This is a genomic window from Maridesulfovibrio sp., from assembly GCF_963666665.1.
Taxonomy (GTDB): domain Bacteria; phylum Desulfobacterota; class Desulfovibrionia; order Desulfovibrionales; family Desulfovibrionaceae; genus Maridesulfovibrio.
The window spans coordinates 2,174,264-2,200,672 of the sequence record NZ_OY762999.1; the positions used below are offsets into that span (position 1 = coordinate 2,174,264).

Sequence of the window (26,409 nt, forward strand, 5' to 3'; positions counted from 1 at the left end):
TCGAGCTATTTCTATCATGAGGGTACGGCTGTAAAACCCCGGGGTTTCCGGTATGCACAAAGCCTTATCCACGCTGGTATTGATCCTGCTGACGTTCTTATTACTCTGCTCCCCAGCTGCCGCAGACAAACACAATTCCTTCCTGCTTGGAATGTCCGCCGCGTTTACCGGCCCCAGTAAAGGATTAGGAATCGAACTTTACCGGGGTTCAACGGCCTACTTCAATCATATCAATGCACAGGGCGGAATAAACGGACACAAGGTCGTCATCAAAGTCATGGATGACGGCTATAACCCGGAACCTGCAATCCGTAATACGATCAAACTGGTTGAGAAGGATAAAGTGACCGCTCTTTTCAACTACGTGGGTACCCCCACAGTGACCCGCGTGCTTCCGGTCATCAAGCATTTCAATTCTCAAGAACCGGAATACCTTTTCTTTCCCTTCACCGGGGCCCAGCCGCAAAGAGAATTTCCTTACGAAGAATATGTATTCAACCTGCGAGCATCGTACAGGCAGGAAACATGGGGGTTGGTCCACAACCTTTATATGATAGGACGCCATCGGGTCGCTGTCTTTTATCAGGCGGATGCATACGGTAGAAGCGGATGGGACGGAATCAGAAAAGCCCTTAAAGAAAAAGGCTTGGATCTCGTTGCCGAAACAACATACAGACGCGGTGCTTCTTTTCATGACTCCATGCATGAACAGGTCGAAATAATTAAAAAGGGCAATCCCGATGCAATCATATCTGTGGGAGCCTATGAGGCCTGTGCGGCATTTATACGCGATGCAAGGGATGCCGGTATAAATGTCCCTATCTGCAACCTTTCCTTTGTCGGCAGTGAAAATATGCTGGAACTGCTGGATACGCTGAGCAAAAGTACAGGCAAAAATTACACCGAAGACCTGATTAATTCCCAGACTGTTCCAAGTTACGAAGACATCAGTCTTCCTGCTGTTCGTGAATACCGCGAAGCCATGGCTAAAAATCCACCTCCTCCGGAATGTTTCAGTAAGGATTACACTCCGCTGCAATTCAGCTTTATCAGTTTTGAAGGATTCTTGAACGCCAAGGTTATGGCCAGAATTCTGGAAAAGGTTTCCATGCCCCAGTATGCGGGTAATATATATGCTGCAACCCTATCCATCCGTAATCTGGATATTGGAATAGGTACGGATGTCAATTTTGGGCGCGGCAAACATCAAGGACTTGACGAGGTATACTACACAACCGTTTCTGACGGAAAATTCGTACCCCTTAAAGATTGGAAAAGGTGGAGCAGATGAAAATGAGAATGTCTAAAATATTCCAGAAAACCCTGCTTCTGAACTTCATCCTTTTCGGAGTGATTTCCACTTCCATGTCTTTTGTGTCAGCCCTGACCCTGCACAATCATATGGTTGATGAATACGTCAGCAAGGGCAAAGCCATTGCCAGCAGCATAGCCAGTTCCAGTGTCGAAATCCTGCTTAACAGGGATGCCTCCACCATCCAATCCATGATTGATCAATTCAAGGATAGTGACGGAGCCGCATATGTTTATGTTCAGGATTCAAATGGAGATATTGTTTCGCACACATTTGTACCCGAAGTACCAGAAATTCTGAGCAAAACAAGCATCCACCCCAACACGATATCTATCCGTGAATTAAAGGTTGCCGGCCGGGGTGAAGTAATAGACATAACAAAACCAATCCTTGCCGGAATGGCCGGATATGTTCATGTCGGCATGGATAAGAGCATCATCAATAAATATGTCTGGGCGGCCATTGCAAAATTGCAGGTGGTCATGTTTTTCATCTTCTGGGGAAGCGTTTTTATCTTATACATGATGGTCAAACGCATCTCGGAACCGCTCAACCAGTTGACTGAGTATGCAAAAAAACTCTCTGCCCATGACTTCACTGCCGAAATTGAAATTAAATCAAAAGATGAAATCGGGCTGCTTGCCGGAACCATGAAAAACATGGCCGAAGAACTGACCACCCTGATTTCAGGACTTGAACGGGCAGTAGGCAATGCCACCAGTGAACTGCAAGACACCCTGACCTATATGGAAGTCATTATGGACAACCTTGCGGACGGGCTGCTGGTTGTGGACATTAACGGCAGGATATCAGTGACCAACCCTGCTCTTGGGGAACTATTCGGAGTAACGGAAAATGAACTCCGGGGTAAAGACATCAAGACCTATTTCCCTGAAGAGATGACCGCTCTTTTCGAACTAGTAAAAGGCTGCGAACATGAAGTCTATTCCTCGGAAATAGAACTTTCAGGACGAAAAACAGCTAAAGCGGTGGCTACCCCGATTCATAAGATGGATGAAGGTGACACCCCCAATATCTGCCTTGGTGCGGTAATACTTGTCCGGGACATCACCTATGAAAAAGAAGTCGACAATTTGAAGACAGACTTCATTTCCACAGTCTCCCATGAGCTGCGCACCCCCATGACGTCCATTCTGGGATTTGCAAAGATCATCAAGAAAAAGCTGGAAAAATCCGTTTTTCCGGTCTGTAATGCCCCGGACAAAAAAACAGAAAGGGCTATCACTCAGGTACAGGATAATATCGGGATTATTATTTCAGAAGGCCAACGGCTTACCGATTTGATCAATGATGTTCTGGACATCGCTAAAATGGAATCCGGCAAAATCGATTGGAAAAATGTTCCCATCGAAATTGCTGAAGTTATTGAAACATCTGTGCAGACAACCACTCCTTTATGGAAGCCGCAAAACCTTGAAATGGTCGTTGATGTGGAAGAAAACACCCCGACCATGTATGGGGACCGTGACAGGGTCATGCAGGTCCTAGTCAACCTCATATCAAACGCCGTTAAATTCACTGCCTCCGGTTCCATCACCTGTACAGCAAGATCACATGATGATGAAATAATGGTCAGCGTAAGTGATACAGGAAGCGGTATTTCGCCTGAGGACCAGAAAAAAATATTTGAACGCTTCAAGCAGGCCGGAGACACCCTGACCGGTAAACCCAAAGGAACCGGACTGGGACTACCCATCTGCAAACAGATTGTTGACCACCACAAAGGGCGCATCTGGGTGGACAGTAAACTCGGCGAAGGAAGCTCGTTCCATTTTACTCTGGCCATTGGTGCACCTGATGAAGAACCACTGATTCCGGCCCACATCACAAAAACACCCCTCAGGGAGGGGCATCTCGGAAGCGTGGACAGTCCGCTGATCATGGTTGCCGACGACGATCCGGCACTGAATGAATTCCTCTCACAGGTTCTGGAAGAGGAAGGATACAGGATCATAACGGTTTCAAACGGGCAGGAGGCTGTAGAAACAGCCAAAAAACGTATGCCCCAGTTGATTACCATGGACCTTAAAATGCCGGTAATGGACGGGGCTCAGGCTATCGCTGCCCTGCGTCAGGATCCGTCTACACGGCATATTCCTGTCATCGTCATCAGCGCATTGGCGGAAGGGCAACAAGCCGGAGGAGATGCAGCACTCATCAAACCCATTGATGAAAAAAGACTGGTCGAAACCATTCACGGATTACTGCAGGAAGACCTGATCATGTCTGACCCTTGTATGGTGCTGGGCAAAGAAAATGAAACGCCCACGGAGAACCTGCTGGTGATATGTCCGGGCAAAATCAATTACTGCCCCCCTGCAGACCTGTGGACACGCGTTTCATCAGGATTTAAAGGAACCATCTTTATCACTGCTGAACTTAGTACCAGCCTTGATCTGGATCGCCTCTCACAAACCCCTGACGTACAGATTGTTATTTTACCTGATAGCTGATATTTCTCATTCTATGGAAATACCAACTGAATACGGAACCAAAAAATACGCCAATTGCTCAAAATGCTCATATACAGGTCCGCTTGCCACATTCAACAGGCAAGCGGGCCTATTTCCTGACAATGCAATAATCTTCTGCCCCATATGCGGATCAGCATCCGATGCTGCAAGTTCCTCATTTTCCGAAAACACGGACCTGCTGCACGAAGGACTGACTATTATTTCCGGCGGTCAGACCGGTGTTGACCGCGGGGCTCTGGACGCGGCTATTGCGCTGGGTATCCCCCACCGGGGCTGGTGCCCGAAAGGACGCAAAGCCGAAGACGGACTTATCCCCTTGTACTACAACATGCAGGAGACATCAGGCTGGCAATATTGGATAAGAACGGAAAAAAATGTGCTTGATTCAAACGGGACCCTCGTCTTTCCCGGGAACCACGAATCCAAAGGAACCGCACTGACCATCAGGCTGGCCCGAAAACACGGCAAACCGGTTGCTGTTGTCCATTTAGACTGCCCTGAAGCTGCGGACACTGTACGCGCGTGGATATCTGCAAACAAAATAAAAACAATGAATGTTGCCGGACCGCGCGAAAGTGGTTCTCCGGATATTAGCCGGAAAACACAGCAATTACTAATCGAGGTGCTGACTACACGGCGGGAACGAAAACAGCTGTTTCAAGAAAAGCCTTCAGCCTATCAATGCTTTGCCGTATACGGTCATTGTCCTGAGCAATCACAAACTGTCTGAGCCTATCAAGCTCATCGGCATAAATTCCAAAACCAAATGTCAGGGCAGCCCCTTTTGATGAATGGACTTTCTCACGAACAAAGGAATAGTCTTTTTCATCCGACCCTGTTTCAATCTCTCTAAGCTCAGCAGAGAGAGACTCTATCAGCACAGGAACCAGATCAAATAAATCGGAATCAACAAAAACTCTGCTGGATGATGAATCTTCCAAGCCCGCTCCTAAAAATATTTTATTTATTTTCGCCGTTTATTTTCTATTCTCAGATTTACATATTAATCCAACCATTCCCAAAATTAAATTATATATTCCATTTAAGGTATAAATTTACTCCTATACCAAATAAATAGGAATCAATTTCCTTGACTTTGTACTTCAGGCTCTTAATATATGAACAGTTGTTCATATATAAACATATAGGAAAGACTCATGACCAACAATTCAGACTGCTGCAACTCTCACAATCCCACACCGGGAGCGATTGAGCTGGTTAACAGCCGCAGCTGCCCAAATGAAACTTTGAATGATTTGGCTGCTACTTTCAAAATTCTAGGTGAACCTGTCAGGATTAAAATCCTGCACGCCCTGTCCATAAGCGACCTTTGTGTCTGCGATCTCTCCGAAATTCTGGATATGTCGCACTCTGCTGTTTCACATCAGCTCAGAATTCTGAGAACAGCGCGTATGGTCCGTTTTGAAAAACACGGACGCAGGGCAGTATACAGCCTTAACGATAAACATGTGGAAATAATAATGCAGACCGCTTTGGCACATATGCAAGGTCACGGCTGCGGTGTTCCGCTGGGAGACAAATAAATGCTCGATATATTATTATCAATTGCACAAGAATCATGGGAGGTATTGCTGGAATCGGCACCTTTCATGCTTTTCGGATTCTTTATTGCCGGACTTCTCAAAGCCTTTGTAGGACCGAAATTTATTTCCAAAAACTTAGGTTCCGGCAAAACTTCCGATGTGCTGAAGGCATCCATTCTCGGAGTCCCTATCCCATTATGCAGTTGCGGGGTCATACCTGCCGCCGCCCAGCTCCGACAGCAGGGAGCCAGCAAGGGTGCCACAACCTCATTCCTGATATCTACTCCTGAAACCGGGGTTGACTCTATTGCTGTCACCTATGCCCTACTCGATCCTATAATGGCCATTTTCAGACCCTTTGCAGCATTCTTCACAGCTGTGGGCGCAGGCATCATGGTAGACAGAAATGAGAAGAAAAACGGAAATCCTAAGGAAGCACCGAAGCTGATCCCGGATGCAATCCTCCTTCCCAAAATGGATGAAGCGAAAGAAACATCCGGCTGCGGTTGCGGTTCCCACGAACCACACAATCAAACGCATAACAGCTGCTCTGACTCCGGTTGCGGTTGTGGTCACTCCCATGACGACGAGCGCCCTGAATCTTTCACAGGCAAAATGGCTTACGGTATGAAATACTCATTCGGAAACCTGCTGCAGGACATCGGCCTCTGGTTCCTCGGCGGAGTGCTTTTAGCTGGTATATTCGGCGCTCTCATCCCCGACGGTTTCATTGAGCGCAATCTTGGCGACGGTTTCTTTCCCCTGCTCATAATGCTTGCCGCAGCCATACCGCTCTATGTATGCGCTACCGCATCAACACCCATTGCCGCTGCGTTAGCCCTCAAAGGACTCTCCCCCGGTGCGGCACTGGTCTTTCTTTTAGCAGGACCGGCAACCAACGCAGCTTCATTTACTGTAGTCGCAAAACTTCTCGGTAAGCGGTCCGCATTCATCTACCTCGGATCTATAATCGTCTGCTCCCTTGCACTGGGTATGCTTGCCAACTGGCTCTATTACTCAATGGGACTAAGCATTACCGACTGGGTACAATCCGGCGAGGAACACAGGCACAACCTTCTTTACACCATCAGCGCATTCATTCTACTTGCCTTAATCACCGTTCCCAAGGTAACAGCTTTTGTGAAAGGTGAATCATTGCACGGACATTCACACTAACTGACCCCATCACTGGGAACAGGAGTATACTATGACAGGTGAAGGCGTAGAAGCAATAATTGTCATGCTGGTCATCGTTCTTGCCATATTTAAAATGGTTAAAAGAACCGGAAGCGGACTGGGCCAGCCCCATCTCCGTGAAGAAAAAGACAAAAAAGAGATGGACAGCAATGAATAAAAGTACTGCCGGAATTGAAGCTCAGCTTGAAGAGCTGCGCGGCGCGGAAAACTTTATCGGATTTTGCGCCTTTGACCTTTTCCTTGATGATGACGAATCCAAACGCAAGGACGGGGTGCTCAAAATATCGCGCCACAACCTGACTCCGGAGGCAGGATTCCTTAAATTTACCTTCATCGTTGATGTTTACGGAGATAAACTTATCCGTAAACAAGTACTAGACCTGTTCTCCCGTTTCCACGACAGCGAGCTTAAATCCGAAACAGACCCGGATTTCATGTATATCAAGCCCCCGGAGCCAGCTTCACAGAAAGACCGGGCGTGGTTCATCGGTGAAGTCTTTTTTCACTTCGACTCCGTAAAGGGATCATCCAAGGAAAATGTAGTTCGCTTCTTCCTGCCTTTTCTCACTTTGAGACTGCCGTTGGAATTCAGCGACCTGCAATGGTGGGAAACTGAAGAAGAAGTCAGCGAACACAAAAAGTCAGCCATTCAGGCAATCACTGAATTTATAAAGAGTAAGTTCTAGACAGGACAGTTAATGCCTAAACTTATTTGCCACTGCTTTGGCTACACCTCAGATGATATCAAAAAGGATGTACTGATAAATGGAAGATCAACCATTTTTGAACGCATTCTGAATGAAAAGAAAAACGGGGAATGCCTGTGTGCGGAGAAAAATCCTAACGGACGCTGATGCCTACCGGAGGTCCGCCAGGTGGTGGATAAAACAACCGGAGCCCCCGAACCGCCTTTCCTAGAAACAATAAAAGCTAAACCTTAGACATAAAGAAGTCCCCTGTTGCATATGCAGCAGGGGACTTTTTAACGTCTTTTAATGTCTTTGTAAAAACAACTTCTAGTACTTGAAACCGATCAGCTCACGGATCTCATCCATATTTTCTTTTGCCTTGGCCTGAGCCTTGGCTGTGCCTTCGTGAAGAATATCCCAGACGAGCTGCGGATTTTCATCCAGATGGCGGCGACGTTCCTGCATGGGTTCAAGGAACTTGGCCATATTTTCGGCCAGAAGTTTCTTACATTCCACACACCCACGACTAGCGTTACGGCAGCCTTCCTCAATCTCAGCACAGGTTTCTGCATCGGTGAGCAGCTTGTGATAAGGATAGAGGTTACAGACTTCAGGATCGCCCGGATCGGCCTTACGCAGCCTGTTTTTGTCAGTCAGCATGGACATGACTTTGGGCTTCACTTCATCCATGGATTCGCCGAGATAAATACCGTTGTTGTAGCTCTTTGACATCTTACGACCATCCAGACCGGGAAGCTTAGCATCTTCGGTGAGCAGGGCTTTCGGCTCAGGAAAATATTCGCCGTTAAGATGGTTGAAGCGACGGGCAATCTCACGAGCCAACTCCAGATGAGGAAGCTGATCCTGACCTACAGGAACTTGCGAAGGCTTATACATGAGAATATCGGAAGCCATCAATACAGGATAGCCAAGGAAGCCGTAGGTATTCAGTTCCTTCTGGACCAGTTCCTGCTTGAGTTCCTTGTAAGTGGGGTTCCTTTCCAGCCAGCCCAGCGGGGTCAGCATGGACAGAATCAGATGCAGCTCAATGTGCTCCTTAACCTGAGACTGATGGAAAATCACACATTTTTCAGGATCAAGACCTGCGGCGATCCAGTCTTTAACCAGTTCAGGGACAAAGCCCTGAATCTTGCGGGGATCGGAATATTCACTGGTCATTGCGTGCCAGTCGGCAACAAAGAAATAACATTCGTGATCTTCCTGAATCCTGACCCAGTTGACCAGAACACCGAAGTAGTGTCCTAGGTGCAAACGTCCGGTGGGCCTCATGCCTGAAACTATGCGATTGTTTGTCTTAGTCATTTTAAAAATCTTGTATGCTTGGCGGTCCTAATGAACCAGAAAATTATAGAAAAAACCCATAGCCGGACTGATAAGCTTTCCGAGCAGTCCGAGCATTGCCAGCACGATCACGATAACGAATCCGTACCGGAACGACATAAATTTGAATGCAGCCTCACGGGGCAGAAATCCGGCGAGAATCTTACTCCCATCCAACGGAGGAATGGGCAGCAGATTGAAAAAACACAGAGCCAGATTGATTATGACACCCGCATTGGCTATCATCACCGAAGGCTCAAGAATCCTGAGCATCAGCGGCGACATGGAATTCACATCAAGTGAAAGAATCACCTTTACGACAATTGAGAACATTACCGCAAGTGTCATGTTTGCCGCCGGACCGGCCAAAGCGACAAGCATCATATCACGCTGTGGATTCTTGAAATACATCGGGTTGACCGGAACAGGCTTAGCCCAGCCGATCATGCGGGTAAGCACAAGGGCAAGGGTTCCCATAGGGTCAAGATGTTTTACGGGATTCAGAGTAAGGCGTCCGGCCTGTTTAGCCGTAGGATCACCAAGAAGATAAGCTGCGAAGCCATGGGCGGCCTCATGGCAGGTAATTGCCAGAAGGAAAGGTAAAGCAAGAATGCTTATTTCTTTTATTGTATTGGCGATGTCGAACATGAATTGTAGCTTGTTCGCTTTTTTGAAGTGATAAATGGCAGGCCAGGAGGGATTCGAACCCCCAGCATTCGGTTTTGGAGACCGACGTTCTAGCCGTTGGAACTACTGGCCTGCATTTATTTTGGGTGCCTTGAGACATCTCTGCCGTCAAAGACAAGCGGGTTCTAGCACCGTCATTTTGGTTTGGCAAGTAAAAAAGGAACCTATTTTCATAGATTCCTAAAATAAGTCTAATTATTTTAATACTCAGCTTCTTTGACTGAAGCGGAAATCAACTCAAGGCAAGTTCAACTTTCTCCTTCAGCTCACTCAAATCAACGGATTTCACCACATAATGATCAGCCGCAATGGACTTCATGTCATGTTTGAAGCTGTCGTAGGCGGTGCTGAGGATAACCGGGATATTCTGGTCCTCCTGCCTTATCTCCTGCAGCAGGTCCAGCCCGGAACGGTTAATTCCCAGCTTAATATCCAAAACAACAAGGTCAGGCTTTTCACGTCCGATGACCATAAGAATATCTTCGGTCCCATCGGAAGTGGCAACTTTATAGCCTCCGGCCTCAAGCTCTTCCCTGTAGAGCATCCGTATATGCTTTTCGTCGTCAACGACTAAAATTGTCTTCTGAGCCATATGCCACTCCTTGAAAGTCGTTTTTTATTATTCCCAGTTTAGTTCAATATTCAAGTTCGGGTCAACATTTATAGACAATTTTTAATTCCATGTCCCGGACGGATTGCAGACACCCAGTTCATGTCTTAATCATGACATATAGTAACAATCTTTTCCGGTTCTGGCTGCTATTTTTTCCATTTTTCCTTGATTGTAACTTAAGACAGAAAAAATTCTCCCTCATTCAAGTAGGAAAAGCTTGATGAAAACGATCTTAAACGCTACACCCCTAGGCCTCAGAAACATTATATCATATAAAAATAGAAAAAGGAGTCTGACCATGGTAATTGTCAAAATCGAACCCGAAGGACAGACAGTAGAATACACAAAATTAAATACCGTCCTGCAACTGCTCAACAAGCAGGGGTTGCACCATACTGACACCCTTGTTATCCGAAATGGAGAGCTGCTCACCCAAGATGAGCAGATCAGGCAGGGCGATGAAATTGAACTTAGAAAAGTAATTTCCGTAGGATAAAAATATGAAATGTAAGGTATGTAAAGCAAAGGCAGTTGTTTCCCTGCCCAGCCATAATGCCGCGTTCTGTAAGGAACATTTTAATAATTTCTTCATGCGTCAGGTTGCTCAAGGCATCAAAAACCGTAATCTTCTCGAACATGATGATAAAGTTCTGGTCGCCCTTTCCGGCGGAAAGGATTCTCTGGGACTCATGTACGCACTGGCCGAACTGGGCTACGACGTAACCGGGCTGCATATTGATCTGGGCATTTATGAATCATCCATCAAGGCCCGCACCGTTGTAGAAGATTTCTGCAAGGACAAGGGTTACCCGCTGCGTATTGTGGAACTGGAAAAAGAAGGCGTGCCTATGCCGCTGATCAAGAAGCATATCCGCCGTCCTATCTGCGCCATCTGCGGAAAATTCAAACGCCATTATTTTAACAAGGTTGCCATTGAAGAAGGCTACACCGCCCTTGCCACAGGACATAACCTTGATGACGAAGTAGCCCGCCTCTTCGCCAATACCCTGCGCTGGGATCAGGGCTACCTGTCTGATCAGGGACCGGTGCTGCCTGCGGAGAACGGTTTTGCCAAGAAGGTTAAACCTCTTTTCCGGGTTACTGAATATGAAAGTGCCATATTCTCTTTTCTTGCGGATATTCCCTATCACCACCTGCCCTGCCCGTTCAGCTCCGGCGCCAGCTTCACCGGGCACAAAAAACTCTGGCGTGATATGGAACTGCGCAGCCCCGGCACTAAACGAGCTTTCTACAAAGGATTCCTTGACCGCGGACAGCCCGCTTTCTTTGCTCTTGAAAAAGAAGAAAAGGATTACGAAATCAAGCCCTGCACTGAATGCAGCTACCCCACTTCAGCCGGAGTGTGCAGCATTTGCAGAATTAAACGCCAGTTGCAGGAATCTATCGAGCAGGAAGCCCAAGGAGCAAAATAAGTTATGGGCAGTCCCAAAGTCTCGGTAACCATGCCTTGCTACAATTGCGAGTCCACCGTAGGCGCAGCAATTGAAAGTATCCTCAACCAGACATTCGAAGACCTCGAACTGGTGACTGTGGATGACGGCTCCGATGACAATACTGCCGAAATTCTAAAAGAATACGCCGCCCGTGATTCACGGTTAAAGCCGATCTTCCTTGAGCATCAGGGAGTGGTCGGCGCGGCGAATGCAGCCATTAGCGCGGCAAGCGGAGAATACATTGCCCGTATGGACGCTGATGATCTGGCCCTCCCTGAACGCATCGCGAAACAGGCAGAACTGCTGGACCGAGACCAGAAAACAGGACTCACATCCTGTCGGGTTGAATTCGGTGGTGACCGCGAAACACATGGCGGCTACGCCCATTATGTTGATTGGATCAACACCTTAATTGGTGCAGATGAAATTGCCCTGAACCGTTTTGTGGAATTTCCTTTTGCGAACCCTTCCATCATGATGCGCAGTGAACTCATTGAGGAACTCGGTCCGTTTCGTGACGGAAATTTCCCCGAAGATTATGAACTGGTGCTGCGCTGGCTGGAAGCTGGGGTAAAAATGCGTAAGGTGGATGAAGAACTTCTCATCTGGAATGATCCGCCGGACCGCCTATCCCGTAACCATCCAAAATATACGGTTGAAGCATTCTACCGCATCAAAAGCGAATATCTGTTTAACTGGCTGCAGAATAGACTCGGGCCGAATCCTAAAGTCGGAATTATCGGCTCAGGCAGGACATCCCGCAAGCGATACGAGATGCTGGAAAGCCTCGGCGTGGAAACGGCCTTTTATGTAGACGTTGATCCCCGTAAGGTCGGTATGTATATCCACGGCAAAAAAGTTCTTGGCCGCAATGAAATTCCGCCAGCAGGTGAGATTTTTCTGCTCTCCTACATAGCAAGCTGGGGAGCACGGGAAGAAGTAGCTGAATTCCTGCACTCTCAAGGCTTTGTCATGGGGCGGGACTATCTGCTGGCATCATAAGCAAAAGTATCATTACATATTTTATCCATTCAAGGGCGGACCGGAGTTAAGAGACTCTGGTTCGCCCTTTTTTATATATACGGCTTGGCAATATTATCTCCTGCAGGTTATATGATTAATGGTATATATTAATCTAATCTTTCATACATAATTTAAGCCGGAGGTTCGGAGATGACATGTAATCGGTATTGGACAAAAAATATTTTCCTGTTCCTTTGCAGCCTGCTCCTCTGTCTAGGTCTTTCAGTCTCAGCGAACGGAGCATCGCAACCGACAGTTTCAACAGAAGCCCAACAGCTTATTCCGGTCGTTCAGGAGTTCAAAGACCTTATTGAGAACGACCCGCAGCTGCTTATGCTTTTCACTCAAATGTTTGAAATGCTCCCTGACAAACCGGAATTTAAAGATGATCCGTCAGGGAATCCGCAAATCCATGACTACAAACAGATGTTGCAGAAAATAAGTGAAATTTCACTACAGGCACCGGACTTCAACCAAACAGGAATGGTGGGATTTCCCATCAATGCCATTTTGAACTGGCCTATGGGCACTACAGCCGGAACAAGTGCCTTCCTCGACAGCCGGGTTAATGCTCAGTTGAAAAAGATACTCAACCAATGGGCTGTATTCCTTGAATCACCAGATTCAAGATATGTACTCAGCAAGGACCCGAAAAAAGGATGGTTCGGGCAGGATGCGCAAAAGGCTATGCCCGGTTTTGAAAAAGACTTCATCTGCGATCCAGGCAAACCATATCACGGTTTCAAATCGTGGGACGACTTCTTCACCCGCCAATTCAGAAAAGGAAGGAGACCTGTTGTCTCACCGAAAGACGATGCGGTTATTGCGAACGCCTGTGAATCAGCACCGTTCAATCTGGCTAAAAACGTAAAGATGAGAGATCAATTCTGGATTAAGGGTCAACCCTATTCACTCTACCATATGCTCGACGGCGATCCGCTGGCTTCGCAGTTTGAAGGCGGCACAATTTATCAGGCATTTTTAAGTGCGTTAAGCTATCACCGCTGGCACAGCCCGGTCAGCGGAAAGATCGTGAAGACAAAACTTATTGACGGCTCATACTATGCCCAGTCACCCACAGCCGGATTTGATCCGGCCAGCCCCAACAAATCCCAAGGCTATATAACCCAAGTAGCGGCCCGTGGACTTATCTTCATTGAAGCTGACAACCCGGATATCGGTCTAATGGCAATTATGTTCGTCGGTATGGCGGAGGTTTCTTCCAACGAGATTACTGTTTACGAAGGACAACACGTAAATAAAGGCGATCAACTCGGCATGTTTCATTTCGGAGGATCAACGCACGTGCTCATTTTCAGACCCGGAGTGAATCTCGACTTTGACCTGCACGGTCAAACTCCCGGCCTTGAATCTACGAACATTCCTGTGCGCTCACGCATAGCTACTGTTCGTAAACCTTAATATTATACAGAAATGCAGCCTTGGTTATTGTAACTGAGGCTGCATTTACTGAGCTGATCCGGCATGCAGACTGAATGATTTGATAACCTGATCCAGCAGAGCCTCTGCCCCGTTGTTAAGCTTAACAAACTTCAATCCTATGGAAACATTGGTCGAACCACTGACCATGTTACGGATCACCCCGACCCCACTAACCTCCGGTCCATCTCCATGCATCTTGAAAGAAAAATCAGCTTTCAGATCGTGCCCCATATTAAAAAAGACATTACCATCTGGTAAGGTAAACGAAACCCTTCCCCCACCCTTGGAAATGTCCTTAAAGACTCCCTGCAATTCTTTTCCCTTATAAACAATGCGTACCGGCTGAAAACATTCGACTCTCTCGTTCTTGCGTAAACTAACCTTCTCAAAGGATTCCGGGTAGCTGAGATAAAGGATAGGATATGGATACTTCATAACTTTTGTCACGGTTGACCGAAAACCGCATATGAAGCAATCCTTACACTTTGCCCTGACAGTAACATCAGGGTCGTCAGCCAGAATCAGCTGATATTCCCTTTCCCTCAAAGCCGGAAGCCATACAGAAAGAAAAACTCCGGACTTAAAACCGACAACCTCCCCCCAAAGACGCTCCTGAGTTGTAAAGAGTTCGATATTTACGCTTTCACCTTGCTGAAGCCCAAGATTATCCAGAGAACCGCACGAAAGAACTGTGAACTTTGTATTACCCGCAACCATTCAGATTCCCACCATGTTTCAACAGTATTTGGCCTTATAAGAAGCGACGTTGATATACAAATTATAAGAATACGCTTCGCAATCTATATAGGCTTTAGTGGGAAATTATCAAATTATAATTTTAGCTCTAGAATTTTGGCACTTATCTCTTTAGCCAAAACAAAATCAGGTTCAAATTCGACTTTACCTATAGCAGTGACCGGAATCATGCCCCCCAGTGAATTAAGTGCATAAACATGGTCAAACTTGTCTACCTGCACCAAGTTAATCTGTGCGGAATCAATTTCAATATGACGGGCAGCTACAATACGGGCGGTACCGGGAAGCTTAAATTCAGTTTTCGGCTCAATAAATTCATCACCTGCTTTGAATAAAAGAGAGGCAAAGGACGACTCCAGCACGTTACCTTCAAAATCCTGAAGAAGGGCATCATCAAAACCGTCAGCCTGTGCAGTTTTCCATGCATTTAAATAATCCATGCGGTTGGTGGATTTATGTGCCATGAGCGGGGTAAGGAAAATATGCGGATTGGGCTTTAGGGTCCATGTGCGCTGCGGAATATATTCAAAAGGTACTGCGCAAACGATGGGCCGGGTATGTTCGTTCTCTACCGGAAAGAAGATATTCACCCGGGCAAAGTCATTCAGGATACCATTCGCGTTGACTACTTCCCCAATGACGGTTTCATAATCAATCAGCTCTTCGGCTATCCCGAATTCAGCAAGGCTGTTGCGAGCCCGCTCCAGATGCAGGTCCAGATGACAGGCTTTACTTCCGTTCCAACAGATAGTCTCAAAAAAACCGTATCCAGTCCTGAAAGCGGGCTGGGCTAAATCGAGACAAACCTCACCTTCATGCAACTCACCATTCCTGAAATAAATCATACAGACTCCGGGACCAGAATTTTGCCGGCTTTGGCAATGGTTTCCCTGTACTCCGCTTCAGGATCGGAATCAATGACAATGCCGCTTCCGGCCCAGTAATCAAGTTCTTTTGTACCTTGGTCATAAACAGCAGTCCTGATGGGAATCGAAGCAACCATATCCTGCGGGCCATTAATGACCACGAGACTGCCGCAGTAAGGGCCACGCACGTGCGGCTCAAGCTTATCGATAAGCTCCATGGAACTTTTTTTCGGACATCCGGTGATGGAACCGCCGGGAAATGCATTCAAAAGCAGGTCAATGCAATCCCGTCCAGCAGCCAGTTCCCCGCGTACCCGGCTGAACATCTGCAAAAGATTATCCACCGCAAACACGGATTTATGGTCCTCAACAACCACCGACCCGTAACGACAGTCAGATGAAATATCATTACGTATCAGATCCACGATCATGGAGAGCTCGGAATCCTCTTTTACTGAACTCTGCAGCGATCTGACCAGCTCTTCAGAATACTCCTCAAAACGGAATGTTCCCTTAATGGGTTCGGACACAACCTTACCCTGTTCAACCCGTAAAAAAAGCTCCGGTGAAGTGGAAACCACCACCTTTTCACCACTGCTGAAAAGTGCGTAATACGGAGCAGGATAACGTTTATGAAGGGCAAAAAACCAGAGTACCGGATCAAGATTCCCACCAGCCATGCTCAAACGAGTGGTAAGGTTCAGCTGGTAAGTAAGGCCGTCACGAATATATTCAAGAGTGCGTGCAACCCCGTCTTCATATCCCTGTCTATCCAGTGACATACGGATGTCACCAGCGGCAAAGGAAGGCAGTTCGACATCCGGGACAGCATTGATTTTATGGAGAGAGTCAGCAATGACCGACCGATAACTTTCATCAGCGCAAAGCAATTTCAGGTACGATTTACCACTATCATGAATCAGCACCGCACGATACTTTTTCAGATGCAGCAACGGAAACTCAGCAGTCTTGTTACTTTCCACTCCACGCAATTCATGACCAAGCTCATAGGCCAGATAACCGATAACAGGACCATCCCCGGCAAAGCAGAACCTTTTCATTTGTGAGCTGACATCTGAACCGCAAACACCGGATTGCAGGACCAGCTCGTCCTGCGGTTCAATGCCCAGATAGCTCACGCATGAATCAGGAAACGCAGGAGCACCGAGCAGCACATCCGCTTCATGCTCGCGCACAAAGTAATAAGCAATTTCCCGAAAGCGCTCAAAACTACAGGAGTCCGAAATGATGGAGGGCGTATGCAATGAATACTCCGGGTTGCTCGGTTAGAAATGATTCAGGATGAAACTGATAGCCCAAAAGAGGCAGACTTTCATGAACCACTGCCATGGAAACATGGGCGCTATTTTCACTGAGCAGCTTAAGTCCCTCTCCCAACTGCGCACAATAGAGGGAATGATATCTAGCCACAGCCAGATTCTGTCCGACAAAATCTATGCGTTCGGTACGCCCGTGAAAACAACCGTCCAGCCGTGAGGTATGTCCGCCGAAATATTCGTTGATTATTTGCATGCCGAGGCAGACGCCAAGCACAGGCACCCCTGATTCAATTACTGCTTCATAACCCGGATAATCCGCAGGGCATCCCGGCCCGGGAGAAATGATAATCAGCCTGTAAGAGCTGAGGTCAAAATCTTCCCCGCGCCCCAGAACTTCTGCATAAGGATGCACCGCTATTCGCGCCCCGGGAATCTCGCGTGCCAACAGATGCTCAAGGTTGTTGGTGAAGCTGTCGTTGTTATCGATGAGAAGTATATTCATAGTATGTGGCGGGTATTTACTTCATCACTGACTCGGGCACAAGCATGATAAACAGATTCAGAACAGCTATGTTGCACTCAAACGGTACAAAATGTATACGACCTTATAACCTAAAAAAAATCCCGTCATCTCATAGGGATTCCAAAGGGTCTTTCCTTTGGCCGCCAGAGACGAAATCCCAAATCAAAAGCGCGTAGCGCATCATATCCCCCCCGGAGAACAGCATGGAATGTATTTCAAAAAGAGCCTGTGAGATCACCCCGTTCTTAGTCATGGACGTTCTGGAAAAAGCGCAGGAAATGGAACGGCAGGGCCGCAGCATTATTCACATGGAAATAGGAGAACCGGACTTCGACACTCCTGAATGTGTCAAGCAGGCCTGCATCAAGGCCTTGGAAGCCGGCGAAACCCACTACACCCATAGTCTGGGAATCCCGGAGCTGCGCGAAGCCATCAGCAAATATTATCTGGATAATTATGAAGTGAACGTTGATCCAGGACGGGTGATCATTACCCAAGGCACCTCTCCGGCAATGCTGCTGCTCTTCACCTTTATCTTGGATCAGGGTGACAACATCATTGTATCTGACCCCTGCTATGCCTGCTACAGCAACTTTATTTCCTTTTCCGGAGCCGAAGCAAACAGCATACGTACCTTTGAAGAGGACGGTTTCCAATACCGCCCGGAAGCAATTGAAAAAGCAATCAACGAACGCACCAAAGCGATCCTGATCAACTCCCCATCCAACCCTACCGGGACACTTCTCTCCCCTGAACGGATGGAAAAGATTGCCAAGATGGGACCATGGATCATTTCCGATGAAATATACCACGGCCTTGTCTACGGGGAGAAAGAACACACCATCCTCGAATACACGGACCACGCTTTTGTGCTCAACGGATTTTCCAAGCTCTTCGCCATGACCGGATGGAGGCTTGGCTACATCATCGCTCCTGAGCAGTACGTGCGTCCAATGCAGAAGCTCTGCCAGAACTTCTTCATCTCCGCAAACTCCATGGCCCAGTATGCAGGAGTAGCAGCGCTGACAGAATCATGGGATGAGGTAAACCGCATCAAAGGAATCTACGATAAACGCCGCAAGTTCCTGATCAAAAGGCTGCGCGAGATCGGCTTTGAAATCAAAGTCGAACCCACCGGAGCATTCTACGTACTAGTCAACATGAAACATCTGGCGGAAAAGTTCGACGGCAGTTCCCTCAAACTGGCCTTCGACATCCTAGATAAAGCCGGAATCGGAGTAACCCCCGGAATCGACTTCGGTGAAGGAGCCGAAGGTTTCATCCGCCTGTCCTACGCCAATTCAATGGAGAACCTTGCAGAGGGAATGGATCGGTTGGAGAAGTATGTGAAGGATAATTCCTGACAAGGAAGCTATAGATAGAAATGTGAACAGCCCTGCGAACACAATCGGTTCGCAGGGCTGTTTTTGTTTTCTAGAATTTATCAGCTACGCCTCAGCCTCACCACCGCCAATCTTCTCCATCTTAATGAAGAACATGAGCAGAGCCGGGATCATGAACACGGTGAAGACCGTGGACAGGGCCAGACCACCGAGAACAACTGCTCCGAGTCCGCGATAGAGTTCGGAACCGGGACCGGGGGCTATTGCCAGCGGGAGCATACCGAAGATGGATGTTGTTGCTGACATGTAGATAGGACGCAGCCTTGAGCGGGTCGCTTCAAGCACGGCCTCACGGTGTTCCATTCCTTCGTTACGCACGTTGTTCAGGGACTGGTGCACGATGAGAATCGCGTTGTTAACAACAACACCGATCAGGATAACAAAGCCGAGCATGGTCAGTACGTCCAGCGGCTGCGGAGCGATAAACAGGTTCTCCAGCTTCAGGCCGAGGAAGCCACCTGCACCCGCAAGAGGTACGGTCAGCAGAATGATGAACGGGTAAATGAAGTTCCCGAACAGGGCTGCCATGAGCAGATAGGTGATGACAACTGCCAGCAGGAAATTCCACTGCATGGCTTCGCGGGTCTGGGTCAGCTTGTCAGCTGCACCGGACATACGCACGTTCACGCCATCCATGAGACCCATTTCCTTCACCTTGGGAATAAGCTGGTTCTGGACGATATCCATTGCCTGCTCAAGAGGCATGCTCTTGGGCGGGGTAATCTGCAGGGTTACAGTTCTCTGACGCTCAAGGTGACGGATCTGGGTAATACCGTAAGTCCGTTCCAGATGGGAAAGCGAAGAAACCGGGACCGCCCAGCCCTGCGGGGTTGCCACAAGGGATTCGTAAAGGTCCTCGGGAGTATTGACCCGATTATCGGAAGCCATAAGCTTCAGATCAATTTTCTTTTTACCTTCCTCTTTATAGTCGCCGATCTTGCGACCATCCATGAGCACGTCAAGAGCCTCACCGATTTCCTGACTGGACATGCCTGCAGCACGCAGACGATCGCGGTCGGGAACTATACGCACTTCGGGATAAAGCATTTCAAGAGACGGAATAGGACGTACCTGTCCGCCGGGGATGGCTTCGCGGGCCATGCCGAACATGGTTCCGGCTGCAGCCATGAGTTTGGGAAGTTCCGGCCCGCTGAAATCAACAGCAACCATACGCCCTTTACCAAGGCCAGTTTCAAAGATTGAAGCCTGAATACTAACCCCGAACATACCGGGAATCGAGTTCATGATCCGGTTAAAAAGCGGAATCATGGCCGCAGGACGTTCTTCATCACCGGAGATAGCACCGAAAAGGTTAATATCCGGGGCGGAAACGTAGAACAGCTGCTCAACGGAAGGGAAACCGTCCTTCTCCTTGTGCATATGCGGTGCAGTCTGAGCGGCAATATATTCGCCGATAGAGTCACGTTCTTCGAAAGACAGCCCCGGTGGCGGAATGAGGATGGACAGGATCAGGTTCCTGTTCCCCTGCGGCAAATATTCCATCTTCGGAAAGAAGGAAATAACCAGCAAAGCTGAAGCCGCAACCAGAATACCTACAGTGGAAAGCCTTGTAACCCAGTTACGGATAGCAAGATCAAGCAATCCCATAATCCAGTCAGAGCATTTGGAACCGATTCCGGTCAGGAGATTTACTTTGGTTTTCTTCTTGCGTTTTGAAAAAGAATAGAACTGTTTGGCCAGCATGGGGATGACCGAGATGGACACAACCATGGACAGGGAAATGGCGCAGGTAACCGCAATGGCGATATCCTTGAACAACTGCCCTGCTTCCTCTTCGATAAATACAACCGGAAGGAATACCGCAACTGTAGTCAGGGTCGAAGCCAGAACAGCTCCCCAGACTTCACTGGCCCCGTCATACGCCGCATTGTAAGGACGCTTGCCCATACCTCGGTGACGGTCGATATTTTCAAGAACAACAATAGCGTTATCCACCAGCATACCTACGGCAAAGGATATACCGGACATACTGACGATGTTCAGTGTCCGCCCCAATCCGCCGAAGACGATAAATGAACCGACTACAGAGATGGGGATAGCGATTGCAACAATGATGGTAGCGGAAAAAGACTGCAAAAAGATGAGCAGCACTATAACCGCCAGCACACCACCGATAATGATGTTCTGTTTTACAAGATCAATTGCACCATTGATGTACGGAGCCTGGTCATAAACCCAGTCGAGAAATACTCCTTTGTCGGCCAATACTCCTGCATTAAGTTCTTCCACAACATTACGCACGTTCTTGGTCACTTCCAGAACGTTGGAGCCGGGTTCGGGCTTAACACCGATAGCCATACCGGGAATACCGTTATGGAGCATGGCAACGGTCTGCTTTTCAAATCCGGGCACAACCTTGCCCACATCGCCGATGGTCACTCTCTGCTGACCGGAGGATGTGATAACAACACTCTCGATTTCTTCGGGAGTCTTAAATTCAGCTGTTGTACGGATTCGATAATCGCGGCGGCCGACACCGAGGTTACCTGCGGCAACGTTGGCGTTCTCACTTTGCAGAACATTGGTGACCTTATCGATGGTCAGGTTATAAGCGGCCAGCTTTTCAGGAGCGATGATGATGTGCATTTCATTTTCAGTACCACCGCCCACAAACAGGTCGGCGACACCGTCTACACGCTCAAGATACTGGCGAACGTCATCTTCAAAGTAAGTGGCATATTCATTAATATTATGCTTGTTATCCGGCAGGGTACGCAAAATCATCCAGATAACCGGAGAAGCTGAAGCACCGGTAGCTGAAATAACAGGCCTGTCAGAATCTGAAGGGTACTTCTTAACTTCATTCAGCTTGTTGGAGACCCTGAGCAAAGCATCGTCAATATTTGTACCGATCTTAAAACGCAGGGAAATACGGCCGAAACTGTCAAAGCATTCGGACTCCATCTCCATCAGCCCTGTGACACCCTTGAGCACTTTTTCCTGCTCTTCAATGATATCGCGTTCGATCTCATAAGGGGTTGCACCGGTCCATGAAGTCTCAACTGTAATTTCCGGCTCGGTTACCGAAGGAGAAAGCTGGTAAGGAAGGCCGGAAAGAGCCAGACCGCCGAAGAGAACCAACAGAATGACCCCAACCAGTACCGATACCGGCTTTTCGATTGAAAATTTTACAAAATCCATGAATTACTCCGGCCCGTCGGGCTATTTATTATCAATGACCACGGGCTGTCCGGGCCTGAGTCTTTCGTTACCCTTGGTGACAATATCCAGTCCGGCCTTCAGGCCCTTGCCACGAACTCCGGCATTCATGCCTTTAAAACCTATCACCTGCACAGGGAAAGGCTGAGCTTTACCGTCAACAACCGCGATAACCATGGTGATTCCGCGCAGGGTAATCACAGCATCACGGGGAACAACAACGGTTTCACTGGCAAGACCGTTAGGCAGGGAAACACGCGCTTCCATACCCTGCTTAAAACCATTGTCGCTATTAATCCTGATCTTCACAGGAAAGGTACGGCTGGCAATATCACCACGGGGAATGACAGCGAAGACCTTCCCTTTATATTCCTTGCCACCGGCAGTAATTCCCACTTCGAGACCGGGCTTCACAACCTGCGCAACATCCTGCGGAACGTTGACCACGACATCGTAGCTGGTGTTCATACCCAGCTTGACTACATCGGCCCCCACGGAAAGCCATTCACCTAAATAAACGGAACGCTTGAGCACAATACCGTCAAAAGGAGCCCGGATTGTTTTCTTGGAAAGCTGAATCTCGAGACGGCGGAGCTTTGCCTGTGAGGAAGCAAGTTCGCTTTCCATGGCAATAGCTTTGAACCGTTTGGAATCGTATTCACCTTCATGGACAGACCCACTCTTGAAAAGTTTGGTGATACGTTGATCGTCGCGTTTGGCGAGATCGTAATTTGCCTTGGATTCGGCATAGGCAGCCTTAGCAGCACGGATTTCAGTATTGAGCAGATCAGAGCTGAGCCTGATCAGCACATCACCCTTTCTGACGATATCCCCTTCTTCCACCTCTACCTGGACGATTTTTCCGCTTACTTCGGATGCAACATCGGAAGTCTCGGAGAAATAAACCGTACCAATGTATGAAGATTCAGGCGCGACCTGTCCGGCAAAGGACTTTGATGTCGCCACATGGGCAGGAGGCATCTGGGGAGCCTTTTTCTCAGCAGCGAGAACAGGGCAGGAGGAAAGAATAAAAATCAAAAAAAATATTATCCGTTGCATAGATCTGCTCCGATATGAATTATAACTTTATTTCCGAAGGGCACACTTTACGTAAGATTCGAGGATAGTCAACTGAGAACGGAGATAGTTAACATAAGTGCGCACTCACCAGATCAACCAAAAGTATGAATAGACAAAAAAACTACACACCGATGAATTTATAATATACCTTCCCGGCAATAGCGCGCCATATTTAGCTGAACGGCTCCAATCACTCATAACCACTTAGCGAAAACCATGAAAAAACTGCTCCTCGTCTTAGTAATCCTGACTGCAATTGTTTCGGTTCACACTGAAGCTAAGGCTCTGACTATTAAGAATAAATGCAGCTATCCCGTAGCAGGATCAGTTATTACTGTTCACGGCAATGTCAGTGTCGCTCAGTTTAGACTTATCCCCGGCCAAAAGAAGACATTGCTCAAGGGATTCAACAAAATGCTATTAAAAGTACGCACGATCCCGGATGTCTATGACCTTGATATGCTTAAGATTACCTCAACTGAAGTTGATAACCCTGACAGCCACATCGAACTTAAGCAATCTCCCCAAGGAATCCAATTCAGGGTGCAATAATTTTCCTGCCCCCATATTTAATAAGAAAAGCCCTCTCTATTTAAGCATAGAGAGGGCTTAGTACATTCAGCCTAAATAAATTACTGCATATATCCTTTCAGCGGCATACTACAGATTGGCGAGAATGATCTCACCGAATGCTTTACAGCCGACCTGTTCAGCACCGCTGATCTGACCAGCCAGATCCACAGTTACCTTCTTAGCGGCCAAAGCTTTTTCAACTGCATTCTTGATCAGAACAGCAGCTTCTCCCATGCCGTTGTTTTCCAGCAGCATGGCTCCGGAAAGCAGGATACTTCCGGGGTTCGCAAGGTCCTTGCCTGCGATTGTGGGAGCGGTTCCATGGGTAGCTTCGTAAATGGCAAGCTTGTCCCCCATGTTTACACCCGGGGCAAGACCGAGACCGCCGACCTGTGCGGCAAGGGCATCGGAAAGGTAGTCACCGTTAAGGTTGGTGGTTGCGACTACGCTGTACTGTTCGGGACGCATAAGCAGTTCCTGAAACATTGCATCGGCAATACGGTCATTGATAACTATTTTACCTGCTGCGTCTTCGCCTTCTTTAACCACTTTTCCGGCATATTCTTCCTCGGCGAGATCATAACCCCACTGACGGAAACCGCCTTCGGTGAACTTCATGATGTTGCCTTTGTGGACCAGAGTCACGGATTCGCGATTCTGGTCAATGGCGTAATCAATTGCCCGACGTACGAGGCGCTTGGAACCGGCGGGAGTAATAGGCTTGATACCAACACCTGCGGTGGGGTCGATTTTGGCACCCATTTCGTCCACCAGAAAATCAATTACCCTTTTCGCTTCAGGGGAAGCGGAACTCCACTCGATTCCGGCATAAACATCCTCGGTGTTTTCGCGGAAAACAACGATATCCACCAGATCGGGACGTTTTACCGGGGATTCAATGCCTTCAAAGTAACGGATCGGACGGATGCAGGCATAAAGGTCAAACACCTGTCTCAAGGTAACGTTAAGGGAACGGATTCCTTTACCAACCGGGGTCTGCAGAGGCCCTTTGATAGCCAGTTCTGCTTTAGCAAGCGTATCAAGAGTCTCCTGCGGCAGGTACTCTCCGGTTTCCGCGTAAGCTTTTTCTCCGGCAAGGAGTTCGGTCCATTCAATAGTTTTTTCGCCGCCATAAGCTTTTGCAAGAGCAGCATCAATAACCGGGCGGGCAGCGCCCCAGACTTCAGGACCGATACCGTCACCTTCAATGAAGTATACTTTTTTTGTAGACAAAATAATCTCCTTGATCATAGACACAGCTCCGGCTCCTTACGGCTGTGCAGTGGATTGTGCTAGGCAGGGCTGGACGGATTTTTTCGAGTTATTGCGTAAACTGAAAAGAGGAACCGGATGGCTTCCGCCCGCGGGCTGGACAAAAGGCAGGAATGTATCTGCATTTCTGGATTCAGGCCGGAGATATACGATGTTATTGCAAAAAAGTAAAGATAGAGAGCTCAAACACACGCTTCAATCGCATGGTTCGCAAAAAGATCAAAAAAAGAAATTTTAATCAAAACGAAGTGCACACCGCAGCACATTATTCACAATTTCATAAAAGCGAAAAGGGAGGCCCGGTAACCGGACCTCCCTTTCTGAGTGAATTAAACTCATCTGTGTTATTAGCCACCGATGAGCTGCATTGCCATCCTGGGCATACCGTTTGCCTGGGAAAGCATGGCTACTGCGGACTGAGTGAGAATCTGGTTCCTAGTGAACTCAGTCATTTCAGTCGCTACGTCAACGTCGGAAATGCGGGATTCCGAAGCCTGAACGTTTTCAGCCTGTATTGAGAGGTTGGTAATGGTGTTTTCCAGTCTGTTCTGAAGAGCACCGAGGTTTGCGCGAATCTTATCCTTCGAGATAATCGCATTCTGCAACTTCTGGAGCGACTGCTGCGCAAGTGCCTGAGTGGAGATGGAGTTACCGGCGGCAAGACCTACACCGAGAGCGGAAGCAGTGGAGGTTCCGATTGAGATGTAGTAATAGTCCTCTGCGGAATCGTTACCGGTACCGAAGTGGACCTTAACCTTACCGGTGGACCTGAGACCGGCACCACTGTGATCGCCGGAAACGTTACCGTTAAGCAGGTGGATTCCGTTGAAGTCAGTCGCATTCGCGATACGGGTAATTTCTGAAGCCATTGCCTGATATTCAGAGTCGATGATCAGACGCTGGTCAGAGTTGTAGGTACCGGTTGCGGCCTGAGTTGCAAGTTCCTTCATACGGATGAGCTTTTCATCGATAACACCGAGAGCTCCATCAGCAGTCTGGATCATAGAGATGGCGTCGTTGGCGTTACGAATACCCTGGTTAAGGGACTTAACATCAGCACGCATAAGTTCGCGAATCGCCAGACCTGCGGCATCATCAGCTGCGGTTCCAACACGAAGTCCTGAAGACAGGCGACGGGTTGAAACTCCGAGATTACCGTATGATTCCTGCAGGTTACGACTTGCGTTCATAGCCATCAAGTTGTGATTAATTACGAGCGACATAATAATTCCTCCTTGAATTATCTATAGAAATTCGCCTGAGTGGTTCCGTCCACTCCGACCTTTTACTGGTTAATTTTCAGTTCAAAATCCGCTTGATTCTTTACTGCATAAAATACCCTCCGGAACAGTTCGACTTACGGCCCATGGCCTCGCAGCCCGGATAACCACCGACACTTCTTTTCGAGCATCTTCGGGCATTACCTGCATATGGACTCGCGCAGGTGTCCGCTTAATCTTTTGCTAAGAAGCGGGACTCCTTACTGAGTCCGCGACTCTGGTCAGGCACGGCCATGCGACGGCGATTCTCACATGTCCCGATATGGGAAATATTCTCTATGCGGATGAAATCCGCACATTACCAACCTCCGAGAATCAGCTCGGCCAAATGCCTTCATATGCTCATGGAATTATCGGTATAAATTTTCCGGATGCTCCCCCTTGTGGATTGAATATAA

Annotated in this window: 26 protein-coding genes and 1 tRNA gene; 14 read left to right on the forward strand and 13 right to left on the reverse strand. The window is 48.0% G+C overall.

All coding sequences use genetic code 11. The annotated features are described in order from the left end of the window. Positions 1-52 precede the first annotated feature (52 nt). From ACKU40_RS10045 to ACKU40_RS10055, 3 genes are read left to right on the forward strand one after another with little or no spacing between them, the layout of a single operon-like run. Entirely contained in the window at positions 53-1,291 is a 1,239-nt protein-coding gene (locus ACKU40_RS10045; RefSeq protein ID WP_320172670.1) for an ABC transporter substrate-binding protein, read from the forward strand. A 2-nt stretch (positions 1,292-1,293) separates the two neighbouring features. After that, positions 1,294-3,786: an ATP-binding protein gene (locus ACKU40_RS10050; protein WP_320172671.1), complete on the forward strand. Its 2,493-nt coding sequence runs from the start codon at positions 1,294-1,296 to the stop codon at positions 3,784-3,786. Positions 3,787-3,799: 13 nt separating this feature from the next. Then, positions 3,800-4,537, forward strand: coding sequence for a putative molybdenum carrier protein (locus ACKU40_RS10055; protein ID WP_320172672.1), 738 nt, complete (start codon positions 3,800-3,802; stop codon positions 4,535-4,537). Here ACKU40_RS10055 and ACKU40_RS10060 read toward each other — a convergent pair. Next, positions 4,437-4,688, reverse strand: coding sequence for an Hpt domain-containing protein (locus ACKU40_RS10060; RefSeq protein WP_407944335.1), 252 nt, complete (start codon positions 4,686-4,688; stop codon positions 4,437-4,439). The two genes, ACKU40_RS10055 and ACKU40_RS10060, sit on opposite strands and share 101 nt — an antisense overlap. Before the next feature lie 276 nt (positions 4,689-4,964). Here ACKU40_RS10060 and ACKU40_RS10065 point away from each other — a divergent pair, with 276 nt between their 5' ends. Genes ACKU40_RS10065 through ACKU40_RS10085 form a run of 5 tightly spaced genes read left to right on the forward strand, consistent with a single transcriptional unit; the run spans position 4,965 to position 7,402 of the window. Further along, complete coding sequence (locus ACKU40_RS10065) at positions 4,965-5,351, forward strand: metalloregulator ArsR/SmtB family transcription factor (protein ID WP_320172673.1); 387 nt, start codon at positions 4,965-4,967, stop codon at positions 5,349-5,351. Further along, the gene (locus ACKU40_RS10070; RefSeq protein WP_320172674.1) at positions 5,352-6,527 is read left to right on the forward strand and encodes an SO_0444 family Cu/Zn efflux transporter; all 1,176 of its coding nucleotides are present in this window, start codon (positions 5,352-5,354) and stop codon (positions 6,525-6,527) included. Positions 6,528-6,558: 31 nt separating this feature from the next. After that, a complete protein-coding gene (locus ACKU40_RS10075; protein WP_320172675.1) occupies positions 6,559-6,705 on the forward strand; it encodes a hypothetical protein in 147 nt (48 codons plus the stop codon). Continuing rightward, positions 6,698-7,234: a hypothetical protein gene (locus ACKU40_RS10080; protein WP_320172676.1), complete on the forward strand. Its 537-nt coding sequence runs from the start codon at positions 6,698-6,700 to the stop codon at positions 7,232-7,234. Before ACKU40_RS10075 ends, ACKU40_RS10080 begins: the two co-directional genes overlap by 8 nt. A 12-nt stretch (positions 7,235-7,246) precedes the next feature. Next, positions 7,247-7,402 carry a hypothetical protein gene (locus ACKU40_RS10085; RefSeq protein WP_320176400.1) on the forward strand — a complete coding sequence of 52 codons (156 nt, stop codon included), beginning with the start codon at positions 7,247-7,249 and terminating at the stop codon, positions 7,400-7,402. A 162-nt stretch (positions 7,403-7,564) separates the two neighbouring features. Here the strand turns inward: ACKU40_RS10085 and trpS are convergent, their stop codons facing one another. From trpS to ACKU40_RS10105, 4 genes are all read right to left on the reverse strand, one after another. Next, a complete protein-coding gene (gene trpS / locus ACKU40_RS10090) occupies positions 7,565-8,560 on the reverse strand; it encodes a tryptophan--tRNA ligase (protein WP_320172677.1) in 996 nt (331 codons plus the stop codon). A 27-nt stretch (positions 8,561-8,587) separates the two neighbouring features. After that, entirely contained in the window at positions 8,588-9,226 is a 639-nt protein-coding gene (locus tag ACKU40_RS10095; protein ID WP_320172678.1) for a site-2 protease family protein, read from the reverse strand. 35 nt (positions 9,227-9,261) lie between these two features. After that, positions 9,262-9,338, reverse strand: a tRNA-Trp gene (locus ACKU40_RS10100). Positions 9,339-9,497: 159 nt separating this feature from the next. Then, positions 9,498-9,857 (reverse strand): response regulator, encoded by a 360-nt coding sequence (locus ACKU40_RS10105; RefSeq protein WP_320172679.1) that lies wholly within the window; start codon positions 9,855-9,857, stop codon positions 9,498-9,500. 319 nt (positions 9,858-10,176) lie between these two features. Between ACKU40_RS10105 and ACKU40_RS10110 the strand changes: the two genes are divergently transcribed. The 4 genes from ACKU40_RS10110 to ACKU40_RS10125 all read left to right on the forward strand — a co-directional run bounded on the left by ACKU40_RS10110 (position 10,177) and on the right by ACKU40_RS10125 (position 13,777). Continuing rightward, positions 10,177-10,374 (forward strand): MoaD/ThiS family protein, encoded by a 198-nt coding sequence (locus tag ACKU40_RS10110; protein ID WP_015850988.1) that lies wholly within the window; start codon positions 10,177-10,179, stop codon positions 10,372-10,374. Between the two features lie 4 nt (positions 10,375-10,378). Next, positions 10,379-11,311, forward strand: coding sequence for an ATP-binding protein (locus tag ACKU40_RS10115; protein ID WP_320172680.1), 933 nt, complete (start codon positions 10,379-10,381; stop codon positions 11,309-11,311). Between the two features lie 3 nt (positions 11,312-11,314). Further along, the gene (locus ACKU40_RS10120) at positions 11,315-12,334 is read left to right on the forward strand and encodes a glycosyltransferase family 2 protein (protein ID WP_320172681.1); all 1,020 of its coding nucleotides are present in this window, start codon (positions 11,315-11,317) and stop codon (positions 12,332-12,334) included. 171 nt (positions 12,335-12,505) lie between these two features. Then, positions 12,506-13,777, forward strand: a complete 1,272-nt coding sequence (locus ACKU40_RS10125) for a phosphatidylserine decarboxylase family protein (RefSeq protein WP_320172682.1) — start codon at positions 12,506-12,508, stop codon at positions 13,775-13,777. Positions 13,778-13,822: 45 nt separating this feature from the next. Here ACKU40_RS10125 and ACKU40_RS10130 read toward each other — a convergent pair whose 3' ends face one another. The 4 genes from ACKU40_RS10130 to ACKU40_RS10145 form a co-directional block, all read right to left on the reverse strand. Continuing rightward, positions 13,823-14,515 (reverse strand): PilZ domain-containing protein, encoded by a 693-nt coding sequence (locus tag ACKU40_RS10130; RefSeq protein WP_320172683.1) that lies wholly within the window; start codon positions 14,513-14,515, stop codon positions 13,823-13,825. A gap of 113 nt (positions 14,516-14,628) precedes the next feature. Continuing rightward, on the reverse strand, positions 14,629-15,399 hold the full coding sequence (locus tag ACKU40_RS10135; RefSeq protein WP_320172684.1) for an aminotransferase class IV: 771 nt from the start codon (positions 15,397-15,399) through the stop codon (positions 14,629-14,631). Continuing rightward, positions 15,396-16,685: an anthranilate synthase component I family protein gene (locus tag ACKU40_RS10140; RefSeq protein WP_320172685.1), complete on the reverse strand. Its 1,290-nt coding sequence runs from the start codon at positions 16,683-16,685 to the stop codon at positions 15,396-15,398. Before ACKU40_RS10140 ends, ACKU40_RS10135 begins: the two co-directional genes overlap by 4 nt. Next, entirely contained in the window at positions 16,651-17,202 is a 552-nt protein-coding gene (locus tag ACKU40_RS10145) for an aminodeoxychorismate/anthranilate synthase component II (protein WP_320172686.1), read from the reverse strand. Before ACKU40_RS10145 ends, ACKU40_RS10140 begins: the two co-directional genes overlap by 35 nt. A gap of 224 nt (positions 17,203-17,426) precedes the next feature. On the opposite strand from ACKU40_RS10145, the gene ACKU40_RS10150 reads away from it, so the two are divergent. Continuing rightward, a complete protein-coding gene (locus ACKU40_RS10150; RefSeq protein WP_320172687.1) occupies positions 17,427-18,587 on the forward strand; it encodes a pyridoxal phosphate-dependent aminotransferase in 1,161 nt (386 codons plus the stop codon). Between the two features lie 84 nt (positions 18,588-18,671). On the opposite strand, the gene ACKU40_RS10155 is transcribed toward ACKU40_RS10150, so the two are convergent. Together ACKU40_RS10155 and ACKU40_RS10160 are read right to left on the reverse strand one after the other, a co-directional pair. After that, entirely contained in the window at positions 18,672-21,788 is a 3,117-nt protein-coding gene (locus ACKU40_RS10155) for an efflux RND transporter permease subunit (RefSeq protein WP_320172688.1), read from the reverse strand. 21 nt (positions 21,789-21,809) lie between these two features. Further along, positions 21,810-22,865 (reverse strand): efflux RND transporter periplasmic adaptor subunit, encoded by a 1,056-nt coding sequence (locus tag ACKU40_RS10160; protein WP_320172689.1) that lies wholly within the window; start codon positions 22,863-22,865, stop codon positions 21,810-21,812. 237 nt (positions 22,866-23,102) lie between these two features. Here ACKU40_RS10160 and ACKU40_RS10165 point away from each other — a divergent pair, with 237 nt between their 5' ends. Beyond that, positions 23,103-23,438, forward strand: coding sequence for a hypothetical protein (locus ACKU40_RS10165; protein ID WP_320172690.1), 336 nt, complete (start codon positions 23,103-23,105; stop codon positions 23,436-23,438). A gap of 108 nt (positions 23,439-23,546) precedes the next feature. On the opposite strand, the gene icd is transcribed toward ACKU40_RS10165, so the two are convergent. Together icd and ACKU40_RS10175 are read right to left on the reverse strand one after the other, a co-directional pair. Further along, on the reverse strand, positions 23,547-24,692 hold the full coding sequence (gene icd, locus ACKU40_RS10170) for an NADP-dependent isocitrate dehydrogenase (protein ID WP_320172691.1): 1,146 nt from the start codon (positions 24,690-24,692) through the stop codon (positions 23,547-23,549). A gap of 386 nt (positions 24,693-25,078) precedes the next feature. After that, positions 25,079-25,954, reverse strand: coding sequence for a flagellin (locus ACKU40_RS10175; RefSeq protein WP_320172692.1), 876 nt, complete (start codon positions 25,952-25,954; stop codon positions 25,079-25,081). Between the last annotated feature and the right edge of the window lie 455 nt (positions 25,955-26,409).

What these genes read in the sequence shown, in the direction of transcription:
- ACKU40_RS10080 (WP_320172676.1), top strand. Translation starts at nt 6,698, where the DNA reads ATGAATAAAAGTACTGCCGGAATTGAAGCTCAGCTTGAAGAGCTGCGC.
- ACKU40_RS10095 (WP_320172678.1), bottom strand. Translation starts at nt 9,226, where the DNA reads ATGTTCGACATCGCCAATACAATAAAAGAAATAAGCATTCTTGCTTTA.
- ACKU40_RS10120 (WP_320172681.1), top strand. Translation starts at nt 11,315, where the DNA reads ATGGGCAGTCCCAAAGTCTCGGTAACCATGCCTTGCTACAATTGCGAG.
- ACKU40_RS10155 (WP_320172688.1), bottom strand. Translation starts at nt 21,788, where the DNA reads ATGGATTTTGTAAAATTTTCAATCGAAAAGCCGGTATCGGTACTGGTT.
- ACKU40_RS10050 (WP_320172671.1), top strand. Translation starts at nt 1,294, where the DNA reads ATGAGAATGTCTAAAATATTCCAGAAAACCCTGCTTCTGAACTTCATC.
- ACKU40_RS10055 (WP_320172672.1), top strand. Translation starts at nt 3,800, where the DNA reads ATGGAAATACCAACTGAATACGGAACCAAAAAATACGCCAATTGCTCA.
- ACKU40_RS10150 (WP_320172687.1), top strand. Translation starts at nt 17,427, where the DNA reads ATGGAATGTATTTCAAAAAGAGCCTGTGAGATCACCCCGTTCTTAGTC.
- ACKU40_RS10135 (WP_320172684.1), bottom strand. Translation starts at nt 15,399, where the DNA reads ATGATTTATTTCAGGAATGGTGAGTTGCATGAAGGTGAGGTTTGTCTC.
- ACKU40_RS10070 (WP_320172674.1), top strand. Translation starts at nt 5,352, where the DNA reads ATGCTCGATATATTATTATCAATTGCACAAGAATCATGGGAGGTATTG.
- ACKU40_RS10065 (WP_320172673.1), top strand. Translation starts at nt 4,965, where the DNA reads ATGACCAACAATTCAGACTGCTGCAACTCTCACAATCCCACACCGGGA.
- trpS (WP_320172677.1), bottom strand. Translation starts at nt 8,560, where the DNA reads ATGACTAAGACAAACAATCGCATAGTTTCAGGCATGAGGCCCACCGGA.
- ACKU40_RS10130 (WP_320172683.1), bottom strand. Translation starts at nt 14,515, where the DNA reads ATGGTTGCGGGTAATACAAAGTTCACAGTTCTTTCGTGCGGTTCTCTG.
- ACKU40_RS10115 (WP_320172680.1), top strand. Translation starts at nt 10,379, where the DNA reads ATGAAATGTAAGGTATGTAAAGCAAAGGCAGTTGTTTCCCTGCCCAGC.
- ACKU40_RS10145 (WP_320172686.1), bottom strand. Translation starts at nt 17,202, where the DNA reads ATGAATATACTTCTCATCGATAACAACGACAGCTTCACCAACAACCTT.
- ACKU40_RS10160 (WP_320172689.1), bottom strand. Translation starts at nt 22,865, where the DNA reads ATGCAACGGATAATATTTTTTTTGATTTTTATTCTTTCCTCCTGCCCT.
- ACKU40_RS10045 (WP_320172670.1), top strand. Translation starts at nt 53, where the DNA reads ATGCACAAAGCCTTATCCACGCTGGTATTGATCCTGCTGACGTTCTTA.
- ACKU40_RS10175 (WP_320172692.1), bottom strand. Translation starts at nt 25,954, where the DNA reads ATGTCGCTCGTAATTAATCACAACTTGATGGCTATGAACGCAAGTCGT.
- ACKU40_RS10110 (WP_015850988.1), top strand. Translation starts at nt 10,177, where the DNA reads ATGGTAATTGTCAAAATCGAACCCGAAGGACAGACAGTAGAATACACA.
- ACKU40_RS10125 (WP_320172682.1), top strand. Translation starts at nt 12,506, where the DNA reads ATGACATGTAATCGGTATTGGACAAAAAATATTTTCCTGTTCCTTTGC.
- ACKU40_RS10105 (WP_320172679.1), bottom strand. Translation starts at nt 9,857, where the DNA reads ATGGCTCAGAAGACAATTTTAGTCGTTGACGACGAAAAGCATATACGG.
- ACKU40_RS10075 (WP_320172675.1), top strand. Translation starts at nt 6,559, where the DNA reads ATGACAGGTGAAGGCGTAGAAGCAATAATTGTCATGCTGGTCATCGTT.
- ACKU40_RS10165 (WP_320172690.1), top strand. Translation starts at nt 23,103, where the DNA reads ATGAAAAAACTGCTCCTCGTCTTAGTAATCCTGACTGCAATTGTTTCG.
- ACKU40_RS10085 (WP_320176400.1), top strand. Translation starts at nt 7,247, where the DNA reads ATGCCTAAACTTATTTGCCACTGCTTTGGCTACACCTCAGATGATATC.